At 53.6% G+C, this 24,106-nt stretch carries 31 protein-coding genes; 13 read left to right on the top strand and 18 right to left on the bottom strand.

All coding sequences use genetic code 11. The features are described from left to right. Positions 1-93 precede the first annotated feature (93 nt). Together C495_RS03695 and C495_RS03690 are read right to left on the bottom strand one after the other, a co-directional pair. Positions 94-312 (bottom strand): hypothetical protein, encoded by a 219-nt coding sequence (locus C495_RS03695; protein ID WP_008160145.1) that lies wholly within the window; start codon positions 310-312, stop codon positions 94-96. Between the two features lie 17 nt (positions 313-329). Next, positions 330-1,340: a single stranded DNA-binding domain-containing protein gene (locus C495_RS03690; RefSeq protein ID WP_008160144.1), complete on the bottom strand. Its 1,011-nt coding sequence runs from the start codon at positions 1,338-1,340 to the stop codon at positions 330-332. A gap of 547 nt (positions 1,341-1,887) precedes the next feature. Between C495_RS03690 and C495_RS03685 the strand changes: the two genes are divergently transcribed. Together C495_RS03685 and C495_RS03680 are read left to right on the top strand one after the other, a co-directional pair. Continuing rightward, entirely contained in the window at positions 1,888-2,526 is a 639-nt protein-coding gene (locus tag C495_RS03685) for a hypothetical protein (RefSeq protein ID WP_008160143.1), read from the top strand. Positions 2,527-3,025: 499 nt separating this feature from the next. Next, on the top strand, positions 3,026-3,286 hold the full coding sequence (locus C495_RS03680) for a HalOD1 output domain-containing protein (RefSeq protein ID WP_008160142.1): 261 nt from the start codon (positions 3,026-3,028) through the stop codon (positions 3,284-3,286). 162 nt (positions 3,287-3,448) lie between these two features. On the opposite strand, the gene C495_RS03675 is transcribed toward C495_RS03680, so the two are convergent. After that, positions 3,449-3,934 (bottom strand): hypothetical protein, encoded by a 486-nt coding sequence (locus C495_RS03675; protein WP_241430581.1) that lies wholly within the window; start codon positions 3,932-3,934, stop codon positions 3,449-3,451. A gap of 520 nt (positions 3,935-4,454) precedes the next feature. Between C495_RS03675 and C495_RS03670 the strand changes: the two genes are divergently transcribed. The 3 genes from C495_RS03670 to C495_RS17535 all read left to right on the top strand — a co-directional run bounded on the left by C495_RS03670 (position 4,455) and on the right by C495_RS17535 (position 6,439). After that, a complete protein-coding gene (locus C495_RS03670; protein ID WP_008160140.1) occupies positions 4,455-4,934 on the top strand; it encodes a hypothetical protein in 480 nt (159 codons plus the stop codon). After that, positions 4,931-5,374: an ERCC4 domain-containing protein gene (locus tag C495_RS03665; protein WP_008160138.1), complete on the top strand. Its 444-nt coding sequence runs from the start codon at positions 4,931-4,933 to the stop codon at positions 5,372-5,374. Before C495_RS03670 ends, C495_RS03665 begins: the two co-directional genes overlap by 4 nt. Before the next feature lie 444 nt (positions 5,375-5,818). Continuing rightward, a complete protein-coding gene (locus C495_RS17535) occupies positions 5,819-6,439 on the top strand; it encodes a DUF6338 family protein (RefSeq protein WP_161605551.1) in 621 nt (206 codons plus the stop codon). Here C495_RS17535 and C495_RS03655 read toward each other — a convergent pair. The 15 genes from C495_RS03655 to C495_RS03595 all read right to left on the bottom strand — a co-directional run bounded on the left by C495_RS03655 (position 6,415) and on the right by C495_RS03595 (position 16,869). Continuing rightward, positions 6,415-6,819 (bottom strand): hypothetical protein, encoded by a 405-nt coding sequence (locus C495_RS03655; protein ID WP_008160136.1) that lies wholly within the window; start codon positions 6,817-6,819, stop codon positions 6,415-6,417. The genes C495_RS17535 and C495_RS03655 overlap by 25 nt on opposite strands. Next, on the bottom strand, positions 6,816-7,211 hold the full coding sequence (locus C495_RS03650; protein WP_152418853.1) for a hypothetical protein: 396 nt from the start codon (positions 7,209-7,211) through the stop codon (positions 6,816-6,818). Before C495_RS03650 ends, C495_RS03655 begins: the two co-directional genes overlap by 4 nt. Before the next feature lie 291 nt (positions 7,212-7,502). Beyond that, the gene (locus tag C495_RS03645; RefSeq protein ID WP_008160132.1) at positions 7,503-7,715 is read right to left on the bottom strand and encodes a hypothetical protein; all 213 of its coding nucleotides are present in this window, start codon (positions 7,713-7,715) and stop codon (positions 7,503-7,505) included. A gap of 8 nt (positions 7,716-7,723) precedes the next feature. Next, positions 7,724-7,957 carry a hypothetical protein gene (locus tag C495_RS03640; protein WP_008160129.1) on the bottom strand — a complete coding sequence of 78 codons (234 nt, stop codon included), beginning with the start codon at positions 7,955-7,957 and terminating at the stop codon, positions 7,724-7,726. After that, positions 7,957-8,256 carry a hypothetical protein gene (locus C495_RS03635; protein ID WP_008160126.1) on the bottom strand — a complete coding sequence of 100 codons (300 nt, stop codon included), beginning with the start codon at positions 8,254-8,256 and terminating at the stop codon, positions 7,957-7,959. Before C495_RS03635 ends, C495_RS03640 begins: the two co-directional genes overlap by 1 nt. 279 nt (positions 8,257-8,535) lie before the next feature. Beyond that, on the bottom strand, positions 8,536-9,723 hold the full coding sequence (locus C495_RS03630) for a hypothetical protein (protein WP_241430580.1): 1,188 nt from the start codon (positions 9,721-9,723) through the stop codon (positions 8,536-8,538). Between the two features lie 276 nt (positions 9,724-9,999). Beyond that, a complete protein-coding gene (locus tag C495_RS17825; RefSeq protein ID WP_008160123.1) occupies positions 10,000-10,173 on the bottom strand; it encodes a hypothetical protein in 174 nt (57 codons plus the stop codon). A gap of 345 nt (positions 10,174-10,518) precedes the next feature. Then, positions 10,519-10,866 (bottom strand): hypothetical protein, encoded by a 348-nt coding sequence (locus C495_RS03625; protein WP_049890128.1) that lies wholly within the window; start codon positions 10,864-10,866, stop codon positions 10,519-10,521. Continuing rightward, the gene (locus C495_RS03620; protein ID WP_008160121.1) at positions 10,863-11,468 is read right to left on the bottom strand and encodes a hypothetical protein; all 606 of its coding nucleotides are present in this window, start codon (positions 11,466-11,468) and stop codon (positions 10,863-10,865) included. Before C495_RS03620 ends, C495_RS03625 begins: the two co-directional genes overlap by 4 nt. 255 nt (positions 11,469-11,723) lie before the next feature. Then, a complete protein-coding gene (locus C495_RS03615; protein WP_152418852.1) occupies positions 11,724-12,032 on the bottom strand; it encodes a hypothetical protein in 309 nt (102 codons plus the stop codon). Between the two features lie 160 nt (positions 12,033-12,192). After that, positions 12,193-12,579, bottom strand: coding sequence for a hypothetical protein (locus C495_RS03610; RefSeq protein WP_008160117.1), 387 nt, complete (start codon positions 12,577-12,579; stop codon positions 12,193-12,195). Positions 12,580-12,629: 50 nt separating this feature from the next. Continuing rightward, on the bottom strand, positions 12,630-12,929 hold the full coding sequence (locus C495_RS03605) for a hypothetical protein (RefSeq protein WP_008160115.1): 300 nt from the start codon (positions 12,927-12,929) through the stop codon (positions 12,630-12,632). Beyond that, the gene (locus C495_RS17820; protein ID WP_008160114.1) at positions 12,926-13,081 is read right to left on the bottom strand and encodes a hypothetical protein; all 156 of its coding nucleotides are present in this window, start codon (positions 13,079-13,081) and stop codon (positions 12,926-12,928) included. The genes C495_RS03605 and C495_RS17820 overlap by 4 nt, the downstream gene beginning before the upstream one ends. Before the next feature lie 121 nt (positions 13,082-13,202). Continuing rightward, positions 13,203-14,159: a hypothetical protein gene (locus C495_RS03600; protein WP_008160111.1), complete on the bottom strand. Its 957-nt coding sequence runs from the start codon at positions 14,157-14,159 to the stop codon at positions 13,203-13,205. A gap of 1,642 nt (positions 14,160-15,801) precedes the next feature. Next, positions 15,802-16,869: a hypothetical protein gene (locus C495_RS03595; protein WP_152418851.1), complete on the bottom strand. Its 1,068-nt coding sequence runs from the start codon at positions 16,867-16,869 to the stop codon at positions 15,802-15,804. A gap of 692 nt (positions 16,870-17,561) precedes the next feature. On the opposite strand from C495_RS03595, the gene C495_RS03590 reads away from it, so the two are divergent. The 8 genes from C495_RS03590 to C495_RS03555 all read left to right on the top strand — a co-directional run bounded on the left by C495_RS03590 (position 17,562) and on the right by C495_RS03555 (position 24,086). After that, positions 17,562-18,272 carry a hypothetical protein gene (locus tag C495_RS03590; RefSeq protein WP_008160108.1) on the top strand — a complete coding sequence of 237 codons (711 nt, stop codon included), beginning with the start codon at positions 17,562-17,564 and terminating at the stop codon, positions 18,270-18,272. A 223-nt stretch (positions 18,273-18,495) separates the two neighbouring features. Beyond that, the gene (locus C495_RS03585; protein WP_008160105.1) at positions 18,496-18,834 is read left to right on the top strand and encodes a hypothetical protein; all 339 of its coding nucleotides are present in this window, start codon (positions 18,496-18,498) and stop codon (positions 18,832-18,834) included. A gap of 185 nt (positions 18,835-19,019) precedes the next feature. Continuing rightward, positions 19,020-20,723 carry a terminase large subunit domain-containing protein gene (locus C495_RS03580; RefSeq protein ID WP_008160104.1) on the top strand — a complete coding sequence of 568 codons (1,704 nt, stop codon included), beginning with the start codon at positions 19,020-19,022 and terminating at the stop codon, positions 20,721-20,723. 14 nt (positions 20,724-20,737) lie between these two features. Beyond that, positions 20,738-22,150: a phage portal protein gene (locus C495_RS03575; RefSeq protein WP_241430579.1), complete on the top strand. Its 1,413-nt coding sequence runs from the start codon at positions 20,738-20,740 to the stop codon at positions 22,148-22,150. A gap of 6 nt (positions 22,151-22,156) precedes the next feature. Next, entirely contained in the window at positions 22,157-22,414 is a 258-nt protein-coding gene (locus C495_RS03570) for a hypothetical protein (RefSeq protein WP_008160102.1), read from the top strand. 12 nt (positions 22,415-22,426) lie between these two features. Further along, entirely contained in the window at positions 22,427-23,083 is a 657-nt protein-coding gene (locus C495_RS03565; RefSeq protein ID WP_008160101.1) for a hypothetical protein, read from the top strand. Between the two features lie 43 nt (positions 23,084-23,126). Continuing rightward, positions 23,127-23,591, top strand: coding sequence for a hypothetical protein (locus tag C495_RS03560; protein WP_241430578.1), 465 nt, complete (start codon positions 23,127-23,129; stop codon positions 23,589-23,591). 27 nt (positions 23,592-23,618) lie between these two features. Next, positions 23,619-24,086 (top strand): capsid cement protein, encoded by a 468-nt coding sequence (locus C495_RS03555; protein WP_008160098.1) that lies wholly within the window; start codon positions 23,619-23,621, stop codon positions 24,084-24,086. Positions 24,087-24,106 lie beyond the last annotated feature (20 nt).

Genomic DNA, 24,106 nt, shown 5'->3' with positions numbered 1-24,106 from the left:
TGATGGTGGATTTCCGTCGTCACGGAGCCGATGCTACTCGTTTCATGCATCTTTCAAACTGGCAGCCGCCCCAGGACTACGGAAAACGGTCGTCTACTCTTCGTCGTCGTCTTCCATCTTCTTCGAGAGGACGCGCTTCAGAACGCGGCGCTCAACGTTCTCTCGAACGAGATCGTCGAGTTCTGACGAAACCTCTTCCAGATCGTCGCCTTCCTCGAGATCAACGGTCACGCTCTCGCTGACCTCGATCGGCTCGAAGCGCTCGAGTTGCACGCGACGACTGTAGCTAACGGTGTGCTCTTTGAGTTTCATGATGGTGGTGGACCTGCTTAGTTGACGATCGCCTCGACGATCGCGTCAGTGCCGACTTCTTCGACCATTTCAGGGGTCAGGGAGTTGTCTGCCTCTTCAGCCATGTCGTTTAGGTTCTCGAGAATCTGGCTCTCATCAGTTAGCCCGAAATCGCGACAGAACTCCACAAAGTCGGACACGGGTTCGGGGATCTCCGAAGAGGGAGCACCGCTTGTATCCGACTCAGGAGTGGCGGAAGCGGGAGACTCTTCAGGTGCAGGACTGCGAGACGCCGACTGTTGGCCGCCTTCCGCCGCCGACGAGCTGCCGCCACCGTTTCCGATCATGACCTGCTTTCCGGTTTTCACATCGATCACGACGGGGCTGTGGAACTTGTGCTTGTCACCCTGTTTGACGACCTTGAACACGTCCACCTCACGACCGATCAGGTCCTCGCGTAACTCCACGTTCTGCACATCGAGCCAGTTGTTGATGTCGTTCTTGTCCACGATTACGTCTCGTCCTGGCGTCGTGAGCATCTGAGCGAGGACCTTCGCAGTCGAGGACGGCTTCTTGCCGCCGTCTTCCCACACGATGAAGTCCCCGAAGTCGATCGGCTCGGCGGGATCGGATTCGATACCTGCCCCTTCGTCGCCCTCCACTCGAGCGCCAACGAGCTGGTAACGGTACGTCTTTCCAACGATCTCCTCGGTGAATACGTCGGGAGCGTCGTCAGCCGATAGACTCTCGTCGAGGATCACGGGCATATTCTCCCACGCGAAGAGCTTGATCGTTCCATCCGGCTCGTTCGTATCGCGGTCCAACCGCTCCATCAGAACGCCATCGACAAGCTTGCCGTCCGTGAATTTGACACCGATCGACTGACCCCACTGGTTGTCCCCCGCGTGAACTGCGTCGAGGACGCCACGGAAGGTCGCGTTCGGCTTCCACTTGAGCTGCGTATCGCGTTCGTATCCATCGTCACCGCTGCTGGTGGTGCTGTTGGTGTTGCCGGTTCCGGTCTGGTAGCTGCTGTATTTCGAGTTCATGTCTAGTACTTTCTTACTATGTCTTTCTTATGGACGATACAGGTGGGGTGAAGACTCTCTCAGTTCTTGACGATCACCCGAAGGCCTCGAGTCGGACTTGCACCGAGCTGTTGGCTACAAACCAATCGAGACAGGGAAATGGGATGACTGGTGGAAGTCAACCCAAACGAGCGGTAACTACGGTGGTGGTTAGTGCCGACGATGGCACTCCGGGCAATGCCCGGAAACCGTGTGAGGGATTCGAACCCCCCGTGAGCCATTCACGGCGTCTAGTAGAAAATTTGAGACTAGTGTTAAAGAGTTGATGGCCAGTATGCGGTGGGACAACCGCCGGGCTTTCCGAACCCGGAAGGGCCACGTCGGGAATCGAACCCGAACGGGCAACACCAGTTGCGTGACTCCCGTTCCTTCACCCCTGTAGTATTCGCGGTAGACCTCATAAAGATTTCCTATAAAGAGATTCTTATGGCATTATAGGATACGCTGTGTCATAGGTCTCTCCTTGTAGGATAGACTTATGAGTGCTCAGCGGTTACACAGAGGTATTGTGAGCGAAGACTCTCAACCGCGCTACAAGCAACATACGGGCGAAGAGGACCTCGTCAAGTGCCCGTACTGTGAAGACGAAAAACGATCGCGTGGTCTCTATCTCCATGTCTACCGGTCAGGCGATGAGGCCCACGGCGGTCACAAGGACCTTCCCGACACATGGGAACGAGATAAGGAGAATCTCGAGGTCGTCGGCCAGGAAGAGACGACGGTCAACTACCCGAGTAGCATCGACTTCAACAACGAGCTACTGCTCTGCAAGTGGTGTGGTGAGCGTTTCAAAGGCACTCACGGCCTTGCTACGCACCTCGGGAGAATCGACGACGATACGCACCCGAAGAACGCGAAAGTCGAGACGAGCGGGGTCCGTATTCCCGCTGGTCCAGACGTTGACGAAGAAACGATCGAGGACATCTCTGATGAGCACGACCTCGATCTCGATCCAAAACGATGGACGGACGAAGCCATCTTACAGAAGCCCTCCTCAGAAGCTGCTGACGCGCTCTCTGGTGAGGCGGAAGCACCAGACAACGCAGTGCCTATCCCTGATCTCGTAGAGCTTGCAGCGCACTACGAAGGCCGTGGACGGGAGCAGTGTGCCGATGATCTTCGGTCACTGATCTCGAAGTATCGCTAACAGTAGTGGCAATACGGCTTCTTCATTCAGAATAGGTTGTGAAACTCGCGTTCAGTATAGAAGATGTACTTACCGTTCGGTGATCAATCGGTGGATGAATATGTGAATTTTCCTATAACAGTCTCGTACAAATTAACTGAGAAGAGTGAGTTAGTCTCCATTGTAGACTCTAGTATATTTCAGTACAATCCTTCCCTTATCATCCTCCTCAGTCTCAATAGCGAACACGTCCCCACGCTCGATATCATGCTCTCGAGTTACAGATGCTGGAATAGAGATATCCATCGTCGCAGTACCTTTCCGCCCACGCACCTTCACAGTCTTCTTCGTCATCGTGCCAAGGGCAACGCAAGATTGTCAGAAGCACTTTTTTAGACATTATGTTGTTTATGTACATAAATAGTTGGCTTATTGATTTATCCGGCAACGTTATATGGGTCAGGTCATTACCTCCACTCGGGGGATATGGGGGATTCCTCCATTTCGCCCATGTACCACAATGGAATACCAAACTGACAGCGACGAACCCACAGCTACCGCTGTTGTCCAAGCTGTTGCTGACTACAAAGGGGTCCAACATGAAGAGATGGAACCAATTTATGAGTTTATCGAACCTGATGCCTTGGATTCACTGGTAAGCGCAGACTCTGATGTTGTGGTTCAGTTCAAATATGCTGGTGTGGTTGTTACAGTTGGGCCTAATCAAATTCGTTTGGGCAATAAGGGAGATACCATGGAGCGGCTTAGCGAAGACAGCTAGTCGTCTAAATCCACATCCGTTCCAAAATCGGCTTGTAACTCATTTCGGATGTGGAAATCCTTCTCGCTAGCTTCATCCACTTGGAGATTGAGCTGTAGATTCACATATCCGTGTCGCTATGATTCGCTTTCAGATATAATTCTGATCAAAGAAATCGCACTCCTACCCACTACTAAGCTCTTCAGACCACAGCTCTTCGAAGTACTCTGCGTTGTACTTCGGCGTGCTACCACTGGTTGCCTCTCGAACCATATCGGCGTACTCGATCGTCTCGAGGAAGCCGTCTTTCGTTCGATGGGTTCCCTCATCGAGACGTGGCAGAACTTCGTTCAGGATGAGTTGCGCCGTGTTATCGTGGACGATTAGGTACGGCTCGAGCAACTCTAAGAACTCGCGAACGTCATCACGACTTTGTAGCTTCCACTCGAGCGAGTCGTTCTTCTCGATGATGCTACCGCGAATACCGTGCTCTGTTGCCCACTCATCGATCACCTGTAGGATGGCTGGGTTCCGCCGCCGTAGGGAGATCGTCGGCGTGATGTGGTATCCAAGACGGGCCTTCGAATCCTTGCCGACAACGACTGTGATGGCGCTTCCGCCATCGATCACTCCGGCAACGTAGAGACCCATCGCTTCGTACTCTGTCACTAGCTGTCTATACTTCTCTTGCCATCTTTCGTGTTTCGAATCTGGTGTGCTAACTTGTTCCATATTAATGTCCGACTCGCTGTTTAGTCAATACGCTACACTAAGAAAGGGTTTATAGGAAAGGCTTAAGCTGTTGTGTAGCGAAGCTACAGGGGAGAACAGCGAGCCGAACGAACAAACACTAAACAGTGGAAACTGAGGACTTCCACTGAGTAGTGACACACACTGTAACTGAGGAGTTACAGAGAGTGATTAGTCAGTTGCTGTTGGGCGGAAGCTCACCATAGTAGGTATATTCCCTAGTCTGGTGGCGTTCCGCCCACTAGATAGCTGTAACTAAGAACTCTACTTAGCTACTCCAGATAGGTACACTGATTGGTGTAGTAAGTTACAGCCAATAGGTTACAGCCTATAGTTCTCTATAGGTTACACTTCTTAGTTACACTTATTGGTTACACTTGTTGGTGTCTTTCTGGCACGCTCGCACGCTCTCTCTGTCTTGTTGCGGCTCTGATCTACTATGCAATTCGATGAGTATGACGAAGCGGCAGAAGAACCGATCATCTCACCCGATACCCAAAATGCGACTCACTTCCACGCTGAGGAAGCTCCGTTTGAACACCGAGCGAAGTTCAAACGATTCCACGGATACAACTCCGGCGTCTGGAACGGCTACTGGGCCGATAAAACGGAACTTCGACGCCTCGATAACCTCGCACTGTATGATGCCATCTCGAGCCAACTCGAGCTAACGAACTACCAGAAGCGTCGAGGTCGAGGACTCTTCGACTCGCTCAATCTGAACGCTCTCGGGCACAGTGCAGCACTGATCGCTGTCTGTGTCTGTGCTTACGTCTGCCGAGATGACGGTCGGATGTATCACCCGTACCGGAAACTCGAGAACAACGATTCCCTCTTCGTCGATTTCGTCGAGGGACTTGGTGAGCGCAAAAACGTTGTCGCCGCCTGCTACAATCGCGTCATCCGAGCACTTGAATGACAGTCAGTGAGTACACGATCGTCAGAGACTCTCGAGAGAAGAAGCCGTACAGCTTCGATGGCTACGATGTGGTCACGAAGAAGCTGGATACTGGCGACTACACGGTCGAAGGATACGAGGACGTGTTTGCCGTTGAACGGAAGTCGCTGTCCGATCTACTCAAGTCGATTACGTGGGATCGAGACCGCTTCAAGAACGAGATCGTTCGTGCTGACGAGCTGCTCGGCTTCGTCGTCGTTATCGAGGCTGACGTGCAGACGGTGCTGAACTGGAACTACGATCGGAAGGTCCATCCCAACAGCGTCATGGGGACGATCGAGAACTGGTCGTCGTATCACAATGCCGACTTCGTCTGGGCAGGTAATCGACAACTCGGTGAGGAAGAGACTATTGGAACTCTCGATCGCTGGTATAATTCATACACATCAATTTATATATGACCTCACTGGCGCAATCACACTATGAAAGATAGTTCGTGAATAGCTTCAAAGATTTCACTTTCAGTTCCCTCTCATAATCATTAAGTCTGATGCGCGGCATACGAAGATAAGGGTCGGAGCGTACACGGGCGCGTCCTACGACCCCGCAGGACACCTGAGAGTATGACCGACGACAAAAACACCAGTGAGAATAACCGTCGTAAAGGAAAACGAGAAGAGAGACGAAAATCTAGGGTTTCAGAGACATCGGATCGTGATCCGCGACGCGACGATGGAGGAAGTAGTTCTGATGAGTGATGAAAGCTTTAAAAAAGATGAAAAATGGCTAGAGCATATTAGTCAGAACTCGAGAGTCTCGAAAACTTCATCTTTCGATCCACGAGAAGTGTCATGTAGCGAGCTACAAGGCGAGGCGGAGAAGAAGTCTAATAGCGACGACTGAAGATGGTCGTCCCCGTTGAATCGTTCGGCCTCATCGCCGCAATACTGCTACTAACCCCTGGGTTTTTATCATACAAAATTTGTAAGAAGATAGCTGTGATTAGGAGAGAACATAGCTCGTTTGATAAGAGCGTCTATACGGTTATCGGTAGCGGCATTTCCTTCACAATTGTGATTTCATTAATTGTATTCGCTGTTTATCTTCTTGAAGGACATATTTGGCAACCAACTCTTGAACAGACAGAATTACCAGTGTTGGCTGTAATCTATATTTTTTCGGTTGCTGTTGCAGGGGGACTTGGATTAGTTTCTGGAAAGATTTTCTATAAACTCATTCATGGGGATGATGACGTTCGTGATCCTCCTGTTTGGGAACTTGCTGACGAGAATCGAATAGAACCCACTCAAGTGACAGTAATCACACATTCTGGTGATGAAATTTGGGGCGAAATCAATGTTATTGATCTTGAGCCAGATGGTAAAGATTTACTCTTACAATATCCTGTACGTAAGACTAGAGATGTTGATGGAAATGTGATAAATGAAACAGAGTTAGGGGATTTCACTTATGTTTCTGAAGATTCGATTTCTCAAATACATTATGAGACGGAAATTGACATATGATCATGACACCTTATCAGTGATTTATCATCCGGTCGGAACTCGGCGTAAGCGTTGTTGTAGTACTCGCCATTCTCGTAAGCGTAGGACTGTGAACCAGCCTGCGTCGTTTTGAAGCCCTGCTCGGCCATGAACTCGAGCGTGTAGCCCTCAGCGTGTCGTTCGCTACGGAATGCAACACCAAGATGCTGTATCTCTTCGTCGTACACCGAGACGAGGATTACGCCTTTTTGCGTGTATAGTTCCTCAGTGAGCCACCGCAGGTATGGGTCCTTGAGATCCTCGGGGTCGGTTCCACGAGTAACGAGCAGCTCTCTCATGTCGCCAGTGCTGATTCGCCGGTTCAGGTCGCCGTCCTTAGTGATGTAGTAGCTCTGTTTCATAGCGTGGTGTCGGGTTCCATTTCGATGTAAGCGGTTCCGAGGTCGCTCAGATCGAGCGTCAACTCAAAGTACACCTCGACTTCTTCGAGAACAGGCTCCGGCGGATTGATCGGTCCGTAGCCGTGGTTCGGTCCTGCCGGGATCATCCCGACTGTAACTTCGGTGCTGTAGCTGCCGGTGAACGTAACCAGGTAGCCGTCAACGTCGGCGCTCTCGACGCCCTGGACAATTTTCAGTGGGTCCTCGAGTAACTCATCGTCGTACTCGGAATCCCACCACGTCTTCCAGTGGCGTTCGCCGTTGTGATCGCGTTCCGGCATCTCCCACAGTATCGCCACTGCGTGATCTGCGAGCTGTTCAACACCGATTTCTACCGTATCGTGTTTGGTCATACGAGGATCAGCAATCAGTGCCTCGTCCGTGCCCGTTCGATCGAACCCGGTCGAGGCAGTCAGGACAGATCGAGCCGTTGTGTCGAACGGTATTTTCACACCGTTTGAAGTACACACAAGCGTTGTCCGGCGGTTCCTTGTAGCCGCTTAGCGTCGCTTGGTTGGTACTCATAGCTCATACGCTGCATTTGCTCCAGCCACACACTATGCAGGTGGCACAGCCGCTCTGAAAAGCGAGTGCCTGTGAGCCACACTTGGGACACTCATTTTCCTGGCGGAAGCCAACGACACTCATCGCTTCGCCTCCGAGAACGTGTTCAGGAGTTCGAAGACGAGCGCCGATTTGTCACCGAACAGGTCGTCGGCTTCCGCAAACCATTCCGCGATACACTCTCTTGACCGATCGTCGAGGCCGACGACTTGGCAGTTGTGCGATTCAAAGTACAGTTCGACGAGCATCGCGAGCTTCTGCTGTTGCTCGAGTTGGTTTTCTACTTCTGGCATAATATCACTCAGTTTTTGTCGCTCATTCCGTGTCGGATACCGTGTTCAATCGCCTTCGTCAGCAGCAGGTAGCTGAGCGTGATGATGACGACCGGGATGCCGATGATGTAGATGAAGACCACTCCCGAAAGGGGATGGTAGTACGGAACAGGTCCGAAGATTGCTCCGTACAGGGCCATGAAGATCCACGCCGCGACCATCAGCCCAATCGTCCCAACCAGCACCTTCACCGATAGTCGCATTACAGCACCTCATCGAGTCGCCGCTTGTTCGCGAGATCGGCGCTGCCGTAGGCCACCTCGACGTTCCCGGCCCACAGCTCGTCGAAGAAGAAGCCGCCACTGTGGGGCTTCCCCGCTTCGGCGTTATCGTCGGCCAGTAGGCCGCTCTCGAGCCAGCTTTGTACCTGTCTCGAGGCGTTGGTCTCGGGGAAGCGCCGAACGAACTCGATGAACGTTTCGCTTGCTCCGGCACGCTCGAGCAGATCGATCGCCGCTTCCGCCAACTCGTCCTGGTGCTGTTGCTGTGTCTGTGATTTCATGATAACATGGCTGTTGAGGGGAGCCACCCCGATACCTCGGTAGAGTCGCGACCCTCTACGGTAACGCTACGAGGTACGTGCGTGTTTCAGACGCTCTCGTTATTGCTCGATCACGATCTCACGAACAACTGCGCGCTCAACCTCTGGAATCTCGATTAGTTGGCTGGCAGCGAGCTTAGCGTCGGGTTCAAACCGATATGGTGGGAGATAGATGTTTTCGCCGTCGGTCGTTTCCACTGTAATTGTGTACTTGACAGTACGCATGAGGTGTCATAGCAATCAGTTAGCGGTCAGGAGACTGTCCATGTACTCTTCGAACTGTTCGAACTCGTCTTTGCGATCCTCGAGCGTGATCTCGTAGTTCTCGATCATGGCGAGATTCTGCTCGATCGTTCGTTCATCGACGGCATCGTCACGGCGCTGTTCACGCTCATATGCCGCTTTCACGTCACCGATCGCTTTCTGCGGGTTGAACAGCAGTTCTTTCGCGAGTTGGCTGTAGGTCTCAATCGAGCCGACTTCTGACGTTCCGTTGAAGTCGTGAGTGAGTGCCGATGTGATACCGGAGTATAACGTCCATAGGTTGAGTACCGTTCGAGTACCGCCTTCTCGTGGCGAGCGGTTCCGTGCCGTCGTCGCTGCTGCTCGAGCGAGGTAGCCCGGAAGCCCGAGATACTCGTAGAACTCTTCCACGTCGTAAGGCTGGTTCAGGAAGTCGATCTCGATCTCGAGCGCTTCCTCGATAATCTCACCGAGAACGTCACGGATAGCGGTCATCTGGAGCAGTATCTCTTCCCACCACTCTGCGACTTCATCGGGTTCCCCGATGTGCTTGCGACTCTTACGAGCGGTGAGGTTCCGCATACTGTTCTTGCAGTACGTATCCATTGCGTACCCCATCGCGTACATCGAGCAACTGCCATCGTAGGAGTTGCCGACTGAGAGGCCAACGAATAGGGGTTCACGATCTCCCTCGAGATTCAACTGCGATTCGGCGTCTTGGAACATGACTTCACCATGCACCTGAGCGCCGTTATCGTAGATACGGAACTCTCCGGCTACGTCTCGAATGTCGGCGTCGAGTAGCGCTTTCGCGAGCGGGAAGAAGAAATCGAAGTGAGGAACCGCTGCGTATCCATCCGAGTGTGTGGCGTAGCTCATCAGGTCGCCATCCTCTTCGGTCAGCTCTTCACCTGACATAGACCGTCGAGCTAACTCGATAGCTGTATCTGGATTGATCGTCGCGTTTGAGAAGCTGATCGGGATCGGCTCGCCTTCCGCATCGTATGGGTTGCCCACGTAGAGTGGGGCAACTTCGACGGGATCGAGTTCCTGTATCGCACTCGAGAGGGAATATTCAGGTTGCTCATCGAGACCGTATTTCGACATGAGCCTCGATTCCATGTCGATGGTATCCGCATTGGTGAGACCGCTGAACTGGATGCTGTAATCACTGTTGGTGCTCATGGTAGAATCTCCGTGTTACCGCTCGGTCGGGCTGGTGTGTTCTCAGTGCCCGAAGGCCTCGACAGTGGCGCGAATCACTGTTGTAACGCTTCGAGACGACAGAAATAGACGTCTATTAGTGATAGACGGCTTTCCGATAGCGACGATACCAGTCTTCGGTTGGGTAGAGCTTCTTGAGCTTCTCCGGGGTCACAGCACTGTACTTTGACCGCCTGTCGCGAACCGTGACCTCACTGGGACGAGACGGGTTGTGACCCCGCTGCTGCGCCGAAGCCATTAGGCGATCACCTCTTCGGCGCTCTCATCGGTGACTGGAGGCTCCGATACCTCCATGCCAGTTTCAGGATCGATCACCATCGCTTCCGGGTCCTCGAGCGCCTTCTCGATGAAGTACGTGATGCTGGTTTCGCGCTCGATCCCATTCTGAAAGGAGAGAATGTAGGACTTCATGATGCAGTTCGTGGCAGTTGTGGATGCCAGCCAAACGGCGATCGAGGAATTGAACCTCGACAAGCTACCAAGTCGCCATACGCTTCTTAGAAGAGACTCTTTATTGGTGGTTTAGAGGTGTTTTCTCACCGAATGTAATCAGGTCAACTAGTACAATAAATTCAAGGCGATCTTTCTCGTAGTAGTGAATATGATCGGAGCACAAAACAAAGCACGAATCACTTGCCGTGGCTGTAGTGGGAAAATTGATGTTGAAGCGACTCAGATCGGGCAGAGTGACGCGTATCAACATTGCCCGCTCTGCGGTTCAGATAAGGTTGATGTGGCGATTCGCCGATAATCGCGTTAGATGAAAGCAGACTCAATCTCTTCAGTTTCGAACGCTACAGCCTCTTCGTCGAGCGATTCTTTGATCTGAAGCGCCAGTCGAGTCAACTCCGCTGTGTCCATCTCGACTGCGAAGGACTCGACGAGAGTCACGCTCTCGAGGCACAGTTCGCCGTCGTTCATTACGTAAGCGCCCCGAGCTGGGAGCTGTGTCGCTCCACCGAATAGGTGAGACAGTCGTCGGATCACCTCGTCTATGACTTCATCGGCTCCGTCCTTTTCGGTCGGGATGTAGAACCGGACCTTCGTGGAACGGGTTAAAATCGGCTCATAGACGACTGTTCTGTCGTCAGAAGATTGGCTCATCGGCTCACCTCCACATCAAGGTGGTCGTAGCACAGATCGATCCACTCCTGGGGAGCCATGATCGGTTTCTGCTCGAAAGCAGGGTCGTCGAAGCCGCCCTCGAGATAATACGCTGCTCCGGTCTGGCCTACGACCTCGCTGAAGAGTAGCCGGTGGCTGTGTTCTGGATAGTAGCGCTTCTGGAAGTGCCACTTCATGAACTCTCCTCTGAACGAGAAGTCTACCCCGTTCAGATAGTGGCCAAAGTAGTCGTGAATCGCTCTTCCTCGGATATTCTCTTCACGGCAGATCGCCATGTTGCTGCCGTAGTAAGTGGGGTGCGTTCCGCCACTGAATACAGCTAAGTGGTTGTTCTCCTCTATGTCCTGGCACATCTCCTCGTAGCTCTCATACGGATCGATGGGTGTAATCGTGATGTTGCCCTGAAGCTCGACGTTGAGCTTCGACCACAGGACATCGTTTATCGCGACGATGACATCCACCGCTTCACGAATCTCGTCGGTGAGTTCGGCATCGTACTCGAGGTACTGCTTGCCGATCCGTTCTGCTACCTGTCGTTCGGTCAGTTTGAAGTTAGTTGGTACTGCTGTCGTGTGTTTCATGGTTGGATGAAGCCAACCGACCAACTCCCTGTTAGAGTCTGGTCGTGGCGTAATAGCTCTGTCGGAAGCGATTCTTAGTTAGAGATTCCTATATCGTAATACAGAACAGGGACGCTTCGCGTTCCAGTTCACATCGAGGACAGACGACTCGGTATCTTCCAGTCCCCGGATTATACACTCGAATCATCTCCATACCGTGCTTTCGACAAGTCTGTGTCATTGCTCTATGCTTTCTTAGGAAACCTTTCTTACCGGTCAGTTATTACGGCTCAGTCCCGTGAAGTTGTGGTAGATCGTGACGATCGGGTAGATCCCATCACTCTCGGGTTCCGTCGGAACCACGATTTCGTACTGGAAGGTGGACCACTCGAGTTTGAACTTCATGTAGCCGTCGCGCTTATCATCCGGCTTGAGTTCGCCCTTTTCGATCGCTTCGCGGATGATCCCATCGTGAACCATCCGGCGAGTGTCCCTGAAACGATTGTACGAGTGGTCTGTGTGGCGGTACTTCGTTACGTCACGGGGGAGCTGATGCTCTTCGTTGTACTGTTGTACGGCACTCATAGTTACCACCGCATTCGCTGAAAGCGAAGCGGGTGAAAACCTCTAACCGCTGGTTCGGGCAATTGAAGCCCGAAATCCCGTAAGAGGGAATCGAACCCTCGTGGCTTCCGTCGCTACCAAGCGTTAGGGAAATAGTGCATCGAGATGGGGAATGATCGCTTCACACCGAAGGAGTGGGTTCACCGTAGACCGTTTCGTTCCATGCGTTCTGAACGGCCTTCGGTGCGTGGCGGAACCCGGCCCACTCTTCGAGGATCACCTCTTCCGTCACGTAATCCTCGGCAGCTCGCAGCTTTGCTGATTCGCGAACTTCGTCGATCGTCAACTCGAGCGTGATCTCGGCTTCGCTGAGATCAAGTTCCCATGTACGACCGTCTATCGTCACTCGGCTGTGATCGATCAACCACTCATCGGAGATGAGGTAGTAATCGAGGTTCGGGTTCGGCATTTCCACGTCCACTTCTTTGCTCACTTCACCGTGAACGGTGACTCGAGCGTTGTTTTCGTATTCGATGCAAACGGCTGGCGCTGTGATTTCGAGGTACATGGATCTAATTAGTCGTCGTGCTTTCTTTGGAAGGGATTCTTACAGTCGTTCTAATTCGTGATGACTCCAAGGTCACTTGGTGCTACGAGAATCGATTCGTTCTCCATCCGGTCTACGAACTCAACTTCATCACGGTCGAAGTTTCCGTAGATCGCGGCCACCATGAAGGCGATTTGCTCGTATTCGTAGTCAGGATAGGTAGCGAGTAGATCGCTAATCACGGTTTCTCGAGGGGGAACGTCGAACGCTGCTGAAAGCGGATTCTTCCGAAGTGTGGGAACCTGGTAGCCGCCAGGAATCGTGATGCAGTCGGTGTCGTCGAACAGTTCTTCGAGGTACTGTGGCTTCATGGAAGCTCACCACCTGTTTCCTCGGGGTCCCACTCTTCGATCTCACCGTGAAGTCTCGCGTCGATGGCTTCACCCATCGCTCTTTCGTGGTAGCTGGGGCGACCGCCGATCTTTGTCTGTCCCGTTTCCTGGTCGGTAAATTGGTATGCCATATGTTTGATATGCGGTGCTGGCTGCGTTTCATGACATTTTCAGACTGAGCCAGTCTTCGACTGCCCCGTTAGCGTCGGGGTCAAACTCGATAAGCTTTTCCTTCTAAGAGATTCCTACAGCCTACAGGTTTTTGATCGCTTCAGTGAGTTCCGTGATCGCTTCAGTGGCTGCGTTCAGTGCCTCGACCTTTGCGGCTGCCACTTCGTCGTTCGCGTCTTCGCTTTCAGCTTCGCTGGTTTCGTCGTTTTCGCTGCCCGCTTCCGTCGCGTCGTCGCTGCCATTGAGCTGTGCCACAGCTTCGCTGACCCCTTCGGTCGTTTCCGTGCCTTCGAACCGTTCCGGTTCGTCGGACTCATCTTCGCTCTCATCCTCAGCGCTGCTGAGGGCACGGATTCGCATCTCGAGGGCTTCAATCGCCGTCTTTCGGGCTTTGCCCGATTTCTCAGCCTCAAGCATCGCTTCGAGGGTTTCGTCGTCTTCGACGTTGCTCACTGTCGCTCGAATGTCGGCAACCGTCAGGTTGCTAATGTCGAAGCTCGACACAGCTCCGCTGGTATCGTTGCCCTCGGTGCTTCCGTCTTCGACGGTCTGCTCATCGCCGTGTTCTGGCTGCCAGTCGTCGTCAACGTATGTTGGCCGTCCAAGGCTGACTGCTGGTCGCCACTTCTTCCCATCGGAGATGGGAAAGAGCAGGTGGTCCTCGTCCTGGTAGTCAATGCCGACTTTCGCAGCCTCTTCCGTAGGAAGAACGTAGTAGTTGTCACCCATCCTGTCTTCGACCGGGAAGGCCGATCGGAACATGGGCAAGTTTCCGGGCAGTTCCTTGCACTCCTCACGGAGTGAGTCTTTCTTCTCGACGATCCACTCGAAGAGTGCCTCGAGATCGTCGCCGTCATCGTGTTCTCGCAGCTTCGCCACGTAGCGGCCCATGTCCACGAAGGCCTCGTATTCGGTGTACGTCTCGATCTGACCTTCGGTCAGCTCGAGGGTCTGCACAGTTTCACCAACAACGTTGGTGTTCTCGCTGGTGTTCTCGTCGTCGTTACCACCGAAGGTGGGGATGGATTCAATTGCCATTTGTTCTCACCGTAGTTTTCCCCGAAGGGGAACCGCTTCGCTCGTCACCTACCAGAGGAACTGGTAGGGGGCCGACCGGGTAGCGAACGGTCGCCGTAAGGCGAGTCGCTGCCACGCCGGTCTGTGACCCGAAGGTCTGCAACCCGGAGGGTTGCGTTGATTCGATTTACTGTGCCACCGAAGGTGGTGGCTTCCGCATCCGGTCAGGTGACACCTTCCGGTGTCCGGCTTCGATGGCCTTCGCCGGGCACTCCCCAAGGGGAGTGTGGCATATCCGGCACGCTGCACCTTGTCGGAAGCCCCCGAAGGGGCCGCTTCGCTCGTATCTCGTTCGTTACCGAGTCCACAGGACTCGTTCCTGATCTTGCGGCGCTCTCCCCGAAGGGGGAACGGAATCGCTGAACAGCTTCGCTGTTGCCCGTGGTTGCTCAGATTCGCTTGAGCGACGTCGCACCCCGGAGGGGTGGAGCGGTCTTGAGCTGCACCGTGTAGGCCGAAGGCCTCCACCGCTACGGATATTGGTCCCACGATCCTGTCGTGAGGGTTCACCTTCTTCGAAGGTCCCGGTAGCTCGCGTCTTCGAGTCCCGATCCCTATGGGATCGCGGCTCACGTCGTCTGCTAGTACCACCGAAGGTGGTTGGGTGGCGCTCGACGACTTGACTTCAGGACCCGGAGGGTCCTGCAAGGCCGGGGGGCTTACACGCAGCTCGGTAGAGCTGCAGCTCGCGAACGCTTCGACACTTCGCAGGCCTCGTGAGAGGCGTCTCTGACCCACGGCTCCGTAGGAGCCGCGATTATGGCGTGTTGGCGCGACTTCGGCGCGTGGCCCCTCCAGGGACACACACGCTTTCTCGAGCGGTCGCCCAATTCCCGCGTTCGGTCATGGCTTGCGTGGCGACAAACGGCCACGGCGACCCGAGCCGGTTCGAGCCGACCCGAGATCGCTACCAGAGCGGATAACCGAGGAGATAATAAAGCTACCGATTAGCCACGTATCGCTGGTTTTCGAGGGTCTCGAGGCTTGAGGGCAGCGAATTGCCAACGGCCTGTGATCAGTAGCACGATTGACCGAAAATAAGGCCGTTCCGCCAATAATGTGGTTCTCACTGTGTCGAGACACTCGAATTACCGCTGGTCAGATACCACTGGCCACAAATAGCCGATTTGCTGCCTCTGACGCGCTGCTCGAAAACGGGCGGCTAGACCTGCTTTCTCCGCCGTTTTCCGCCGATTAGTGGGAATCGGATTTGTGGGCCTTTGGACGATTACCCGCAGTTATCTCAGCAATAACTGTTTCGGTGCTACCACTGCGTGCATCACTGAGTGGTTGCCTCGAGTTCGCGATCGGCAGCGCTACGCAGGCGCGGGTGCGCTCGAGCGCGACGTGGGCGCGTTGCCACGGGCGGGTGTGCGGAAGCGGGCGGGCACTCGAGCGGGCGCATTATGCACGGGTGGGTTGGCACACCGTCAGGCTCGCAAGTGCGGGTGCGAGGGGGAGGTGAGTTGCTCAGAAATTTTTCAGAAATCAGAGAGTATAATAAGCAATTGTGTACCATAGATAGGCATCCTACTGAGAATTAGGCGTGAAATTCACGACGAGTACAGACCGTAAATCTATCAACTGTGGTTATGGACATAACTCAGGCTTCGTTAATTTTCTCTTCCCACATCTGTGCTTCCTTCACTACTTCACCAGCCAGTTTCTTCGGTTGTGGAATACCAATTTTCTTGAATCCTTTACTTAGCGGTTTGATACTATCCTCGTCGGCTATCTCTCGTAGTCTGCCCTCAGTCAACTCTGATTTGACAACTTCGCTTTGGTCTCGAATTCTATCTACAGTGTCTTTGTCTAGACTATCAGGCAGGAAGAATACAAGTCGGCCAGATTTTACCTCCTCTAGCATGTTCACGCGCTCCTCGGCCAAGGCTTCGTAGAAGTCTTCCTCCGAGAACTCATCGTCATATTCAATTAGATTCTCAGCAAACTTTCCAAGCTTCGTTTCCTCTTTCGTGATGGAGAAGATGGAACTCACGTCCATCAACCCCATCAAGAGAACGTTCGCTTGAAACTCCTCATCGCCGTAGTAGTCGTAAACGTTCTCACGGAACCACTCCTCCAACTCGTCACGATTCGCATTTTCAAGATTTTCTTCGACAACGACACTCGGCGGCAACATCCATGTGAATGAGGAAATTGTCTTCCCATCGTACTCATCCATTGTACGGTACCGGATGAACTTGTTCTGGTCATCTTCGCTCTCGGTTTGGTAGAAATCGTGGCCTTCTGGAGCTTGTTGATCGCGGAATACAAGGAGTGCAATCTGACTTGACTCAGTCTGATTGTCAATGAGCGTCGCTAAATCTACCTCGCGGTCTTCGAGGATGCGCGTTATCCGCTGGTACTCACGGAGATCCGCCTTTGCTCTGTCCCGTTCTTCGCGCACACGTTCCTGTTCGACCGCTTTCGCCGCCTCACCGAATCTCTCATTATCGCGTTCTCGTCGCTTTATTTTATGATTTAAATAAATACTGGCAGTTCCGGTTAAGAGAGTGAACCCCGCTCCGACAATGGGGACCGTACTAGCAAATGGAACTGGTAGAAAATAGGCAGATGTGAATACGGATATGGTGATGATCCCACCAATAAGCGTAGCTACAAAACCATGTGATCTGAGTATGTCCTCAATAGTCTCTCGAACCGGAACCATCTGGTGTCAGTTAGATATCCAACACACTTAGCAATTGGCAGTAAGAAGCTCTTCATATCGTATAATTCTACACCTCCAGTGGCCGATACGCACACGTAGTTCCCGAATCCACTGATTCAGTTTCTGGCATAACCTCTACCCCCTATATATACCCTCGTCTATTACTCTTAGTGAGGAAATCGAATTAGGGAAAAACCGATGAACTGCCGCCACAATCTGGTGGCGGAAGGTTCCCCCACTTTTCACAGCTTCCTCGAGTTTCTCTCTATCTTGTGGCTGCCACTTTTCTACCTTTTCAGCCACAGATTGTGATGGGCAGGCTTCAGAAGAATGGGCGAGGCTTCCGCTCAAGAAAAACATACTGAGTGATTCGTACTCAATAATCTGGATTTGTGTAATTCATCCAACTACTTTCGCGCACCACTACGTGCGTAATTAAACGACGAACCAAGTAAACCTCCAATAAACAGGCCGAGCAGAGTTCCCACCACTGGAAGTGCGAAACTCCCGAGAATACCTCCAACGATAGCACCACCGACGGTTCCCCACAAGTCGTTGTTATTCCCTGCTCGTATCATGTTTCGCCAGTTTCCTCTGGCAGAACCGAAGAAGTATTTTAGAATTGACTTTGGCCTTCTCATAGTCATAACAATAGGCAAGTTCTGCAATAAAATTACTGGTGGCTCTTATAGATGGCATCGAACGAAGTGACCGGCAAAACGGAAGCGGAGCTTCGTGAGATGCAGGTTGAGTACGATCATCCATACATCTCCTTCGAAGACAAGTTCTGCCTGGCCAAGATTCCGAAGCAGCCTGAGGACTACAACGGGCCTCAACGCTACTGTGTTTCACAGAACGTTGAGCGGAACGGGCGTTGTAAGCATCACGGTGGAAAGAACGTACCGAGGCTCGAGAATCTGGACAAGCTGGCGAATCTGAAACACGGAATGTACGCTACTGACGAGCACTTGCGCGAGACGATGAGCGAGCGCGAAGAGGAACTCTACGATTGGGTCCTTTCGTGGCCGAAAGCTTACGACATCGACCTCGAGAGCGATCCATCTGCCGCCCATGACTTCCACACGCTTGCGATCGAGATCGTCAGGGAAGCTCGAGGCAAGGACTACATCTTGCGTCACGGCGAGATTCGCGAGAAGGGCGTCTACCTTCCCGATGGGACTCTCGTCGAGACTGAGGAGCTACCTAATTCGCTGAATGAGGCGATGGCCTCACAAGTCCGTCTCATTCAGAAGATCAAGGACTCGCTCGGCATTACCCGCAAGCAGAAGATGAAGGGTGAGCAGGTCGAATCTGCGAGCGAACTGATGGACGATATTGTCGGTGTGATGGGCAACCTCGTCAGCGAGCGAGATAGCTACGATCCTGAAGCGTTCGAAGAGTAAGTGATTGGGGCCGTCGGCAGGCGAGTTGGGCAAAACGCGCTTTCGGCCCCAAGTGATGGAAGCCGTTAGTGTATATTAACGTTTGTTCAACATACGTCGGTATACTAGCTATCTCCAATAGATATAACGCGATTCTGGATACTGGTTTGCAGCATTTGTGGAGATAGCACACGATAGTCGGGAATCGAACTCTAGCGGAGACGACCGAGTGAGACAGTTGAGAATGGAGACGTTCATCATTAGACAGGGGGACACCGCACCTGCGATCAGGGCTACGTTGAGGGATCGTTCTGGTGTCGCTATTCCGCTCGAGGACGCCTTTATCGAGTTCCGAATGCGAGATCGAGACGGCAACCTTCTCATCAGAGATTCTGCGGGCACAGACCCTGACGAGGTTGGTGTTGTCATCTACGAGTGGCAGCCAGGAGATACCGACAGGGCGGGCGTGTTCCGCTCAGAATGGCAGGTAACGTATCCTGATGGCGGAATTGAAACGTTCCCGAACATGGGCTATCTCACGGTCTACGTGATTGACGATGTGATGCGAAGCGACGATGAGTGATTCTACGAGCTATTCTCGAGCTGGTCCTGGTGAGGGAGTCAACAAGCCCGAGAACGTTTCTAAGTACAATCTCACTCGAGGTGGCAAGAGGTCTGGTCTGATTATTCGATGGGACGGTAACGGATACGATCGAGACACGTGCTGGATTCGCGCAGATAGTAAGGACATCATTTCGTTGAACGACAATGAATGAACTCGTCGCCCAGTTCGCAGAACAAGCTGGTGTTGATGAGTCCGAGATCATCGATCGGTGGCGCGGAAGGCCCGATCGGATTGCCGAGGATCTCTTTCGTGTCAAAGACCTCGATACCGGCGAGATTCGGGATCTCAAGCTCTTTCGGCCTTACCAGCCGAAGATCATGCACGCCTACTTTTACGGCGATGCATCGACGCTGAACATCTACAAAGGGCGGCGGATCGGCGTCTCGTTCATTATCATCGTCTGTGAGGCGCTCGACGGCATGATGAACGGGAACTCGTTTTTCCCAATCGTCTCGAGCAAGGAAGAGCAGGCACAGGCACGTATTCGTGACCTGAAGACCCTCTTCGAGAACGCCAAGATCGAAATTCCGTTCGCGAAGACGCCTACACAGTCGGAAATCGTTCTGTGGAATGGAACGCGCTACAAGGCATACACGGGCAACCCGGAAGGTGCTCGTGGTGACGATTCCGCGAAGACGGTTTTCATCGATGAGATGGCGTTCCTTGAGGACCAGGAGGCGACCTCTCGAGCGTTCTCACCGTTCGTTTCGCTTGGTTCTCAGGGCCTGATGGTCGAGGTTTCGACGCCACTGTCGAAGAACGATCTCTTCATGCGGAACCATGCCCGTGGAACGGAAACGGGCTACGACGAGGACGGCAACAAGATCGGGACGATCTCGATTCAGCAACCAAGTTTCGCGAACGCCGACGAGATCGACGTAGAGGTAAGCCTGCTCGAGCAGGACGTGGTTCCGGTTCGGCCTGATCTGAACATTGAGAAGGTCGAAGAGGATCGGGTCAAAGACCCGCAAGGGTTCGCACAGGAGTACCTGTGTAGGCCGATCGATGACAGCTATCGGTTCTTCAACGAGCAGTCGATCGTTCGGGCACAGGAGCGCTCACAACGTCCTGACTACCAGTACGGCCAGTACTTACGGAAACAGCCCGGTGTCATGAGAACGATGGGCGTGGATATCGGCATCGACCACGACGATACCGTTGTCACTGTCTTCGATCATCTCGGTGAGAAGCGCGATATGCGCTACTTCGAGGTAGTGAACAACGATGTGTTGGCGGAAGCGGGCATACAGAACCCCGACCGGGGCAACGCTGTTCACGTCGCTCACCGTTTCGCACAGATCCACGCACAGATGGAAGTTGACTACGTGATCCTCGACAAGACTGGTCCCGGTGAGACGTTCCAACGAATCATCGAGGATAAGCTCGGTCGTGGTGTGATCGGGTTCAATTTCTCCGATAAGGATGCGGTCAACGAGATGATGGGCGACATGAACGCTGCCCTGCGAAATGACCGCGTGACGCTGGCGAAAGACGACGAGATGTACGATCAGCTCGCGTCGATCGTCAAGGAGCAACCCTACGATGGCGCGAAGCCGAAGTATTCGGGGAAAGACACCTCCTCGAGCGGGAAGGATGACATTGCGATGGCAACCGTCCTTGGGGCCTTTCCGCCAGGATTGAGTGTCCAGCCGTCACGTCGCATGGCGGTACGTGAACCCGAAGAAGTGGGACCTTCAGAAGCGCTTCCTGCCGGAGTCGAACAGGAACCAGAACCCGTTGAGCCACCAACGAGAGCAGCAACCGTTTCGTTTGGGGCACGGTCTGTTGGGCGGAACGGACGAAGAACATACACGCCGAGATACGCACGACGACGTTCTCCAACCTAATCTCTAGCTTCTAAATGAGTGATGTAAAGGCGGCCATGATGAAGCGGGCCGCTGACGGGCGGATCGGCTTCATGCTCGAGCAGCCGCGTGCGGTAATCAAGCGGCCTTCAGGTACGAGTGGCCGACCTGAAGTCAGCGAACCGCCGGAGCAGAACATTGAACGGTATCGCGTTATCGCGGATATGGACCCTCACGTCGGGGAGTCCATCGATACGCTCGTTGACTATCTCGTTGGATCAGGCTTCTCTATCCACCCGGCGAATATCCCGTTCACGGACCAGGAACAGACCGACGAGGACATCGCTCAGTTCAAGCAACTCATCGAGACGTCCGAGTTCGAGACGGTTCTCTACGAATGGGTCTGGCACGCTCTCGTGGACGGAACGGCCTTCCTCGAGATCGTTGTCGAGGATGACGTTTTCAAGCCGAAACTGCTCCCGACGGAGCGGATGAAGATCCAGACCGACGAGTTTGGAGTTGTCGAGGAGTACTTGATGGAACGCGAGGACGGTGGTGACGACATACAGTTCAACCCTTACGATATTGCCGTTCTCACGTTTCACAAGCACCCAGGCGAGGACTTCGGCCACTCACTCATTGAGCGGATCGAAGAGCAGGCAAACTTCCTTCGCGACATGGAGATCGACCTGGCACGGTTCATCTCCACGAAGGCGTATCCGCCCGTGATTTGGAAGTGCGGAACCGAAGAGCGCCCGTGGAACGACGAGCAGATCGAGGCCTGGTTGGATACTGTTGAGGCGATCGAGCCGGAGTCAATGATTGCGGTCGGAAGCGACGTTGAACACGAAGTCGTCGGGACCTCGAGTACGTCATCGTCGGCAGGGATGTTGAATCTCGACAGTACGTTTGCACACCTTCAGAAGCGGATTGCTGCCGGGCTTGGAGTTCCTGCGTTCTTGCTGAACATGGACGTGGACGTGAATCGGAACACGTCCATTGCGGTCATGCCGAAGTTCGATCGGCGGATTCAGCGCTACCGTTCGATCATCAAAAACGCGATTCGCTACCAAATCTTCGTCTCGATTCTCGGACACCCGAACCCGGAAGATTACACGGAGCTTCCGCCCGACTTTGAGTTTGGCGAGCACTCGTCGGATGAAGGTCGCCTCGAGATCGATGCCGCGATCAAGCTCTTCAATGAAGGGTTCCTCACTCGCGAGGCCTTCGCACAGCGCGTTGGTATCGACCCCGAGACAGAGCTACCCGATGAAAGCGAATTGGCTGAGATCGTCGGCCTCTTGCAGGAGCTTCGAGGAGCCGGTGACGCGATTCAGAACCCGGCTGGTGGCCGACCAACTGACACGGGTAGCGGGGCAGAATCCGCTGGTGGCGAGGTGAAGTCGCGACAGAACCCCGAGAGGGACTCGAGTGGTGGACGCAACCAGCGTGACGTAGCTAACGAGTGATGAGCAATGGAAGCCGATGACGATGTGATCTACGAGATCCTTCAGAATACGGCCCGAACCGAGGAGCGCACGAGACATATCGAAGAAAGTCTCGAGGATCTGCGCGAGCAGTACGTAGCAGAGTCAGAAAAGCGCGATGAGCGAATCAACAAACTCGAGAGCAGGGTAGACCGGCACACGGTTATCCTCTCGGGTGGGTTGTTCACAGTCGGTGCAGCGGTTGTAGCGTTCTTCGACCGACTCGGTGGCCTTCTGAAGATCTAACTACCTGATGAAATGAGCAATCAACTATCGATCGACGAGGAGTTGGCGTTTAGCGTCTCGTTCTCGTACCCGGACACTCTCACGCGCCCGGAAGGGTTCAACCAGTACGGTGTCAAGAAGTACGAGGACGGTTCTATTGACGTGATTTTCGCGGCGATGGAGCCAGGTCTACGCAAAGGCTTTCGTATCACCGACGAGTTTCTGACTCGAGTCGCAGGCAACTTTTCAGGACCTGCTCCCTTGCAGTTAGACCATTCGCAGGGCCAACTCGCAAACGTCGGCCATGTCAAGGATGTCCGGTTCGCAGATGACTTTCTCCGTATTCTGGCTCACGTTCCGAACACGGGCAACAGCGTCCGGTCTGACGTGATCTCGGATTTCACGCATGATCCACCGGCTATCAATGACGGCTCTGTCGGGTTTGGGAACGATTTCAGGGTGGAGCGTAACGATTCGGGTGAACCCGAGTTCGTTGACGCAACCATTGCCGAGTTCTCATTGACACCGTTCCCTGCAGGCTATGGCAGCGATGGTGGCCTCTCACCACGCTTCGCGAAAGCGGCCCGAGAAGCTGGTGTGTTCAGCGAAGATGATGCGGAAGCCACCACTGAGCCGGTATCACACCTCAAGATCGAGGGTGTGAGCCGGGCACAATTTACTGACATCTAATCTATCTATGAAGAAGATCGAACTTGAGACTCCGATCGAGGAGATGAGCGAAGCAGACCTTCGAGAGACGTTCTCGCAGGTCATGGAAGCACACGAGAGCAACGTCGAAGAACTCGAGGATCTCGAGGAACAGGCTGGAAATGCTGCCGAGTACTCCGCGAAGCTCGAGGAACTCGAGGGTGATCTCGAGGTCGCTGCGAGCTATTTCTCGACGAAGGCGTCGGAGGTCACGAATATCGACGAGGAGCTTCTTGCTGAGCGGTTCTCGATGGGTGAACTCGTCGAGATGGCAGGCCGTGCTGACGAGGCCGCTGCTGATTTCTCGGAGACGTGTGAGAACTGCACGACGCCGCAAGAATGTGAAGAAGACGGTGAGTGCAAGGAGGGTGACGAGTCTGTGTTCGCTGACAAACCACAGAAGTCGCCCAAGTTCTCGGCTGACAAACTCGAGGACCGAAAGGAAGCCGCGAAGAGCCGTATGAAGAGCATTGGCGGTATCTCACTCTGAACGCGAATCTGCTGACTCTACTCTATCATGGTTGACATTGGAATTGCGACTGCTGGTGCTGAACAGCCTATCAACCGCCACGGTGCTATCGCTGGCGAGATTATCGCTGAAGGTGATCTCGTCGGCCTCGACGCCGATGGTAAGATGGTACAGGCCGACGCTTCCGCCGACTCGACGGTGATGGCACTCGGTGCTGCGCTTACTCCTGCGACATCTCTTAGTGAATACCAGGAGGACGAGGTAAAGCTCGTAATCGAGGCCAACCGTGCGCTCGTTGACCGCGACCGGGTGTCCACGATTGCTTACGGCGTCGAGGTTGAGAACGGTGATGGTGATTGGGAGTTCGTTCCTGGTCAGCCAGTCTATCTTGCACCGGGTGGTGGATACACTCAAGAGCGTCCCTCTGGCGCTGGCGACCTTGTTCAGATCGTCGGAACCGCGCTCACCCCTGACCGGATCTCATTGAGTGTCCGGGCTTCCGACGTTACGGCCTGATCTGATTGACGACCATCTGG

Source organism: Natronorubrum sulfidifaciens JCM 14089, assembly GCF_000337735.1.
GTDB classification, from domain to species: Archaea; Halobacteriota; Halobacteria; order Halobacteriales; family Natrialbaceae; genus Natronorubrum; species Natronorubrum sulfidifaciens.
This window is presented reverse-complemented; position numbering and strand designations above follow the sequence as displayed.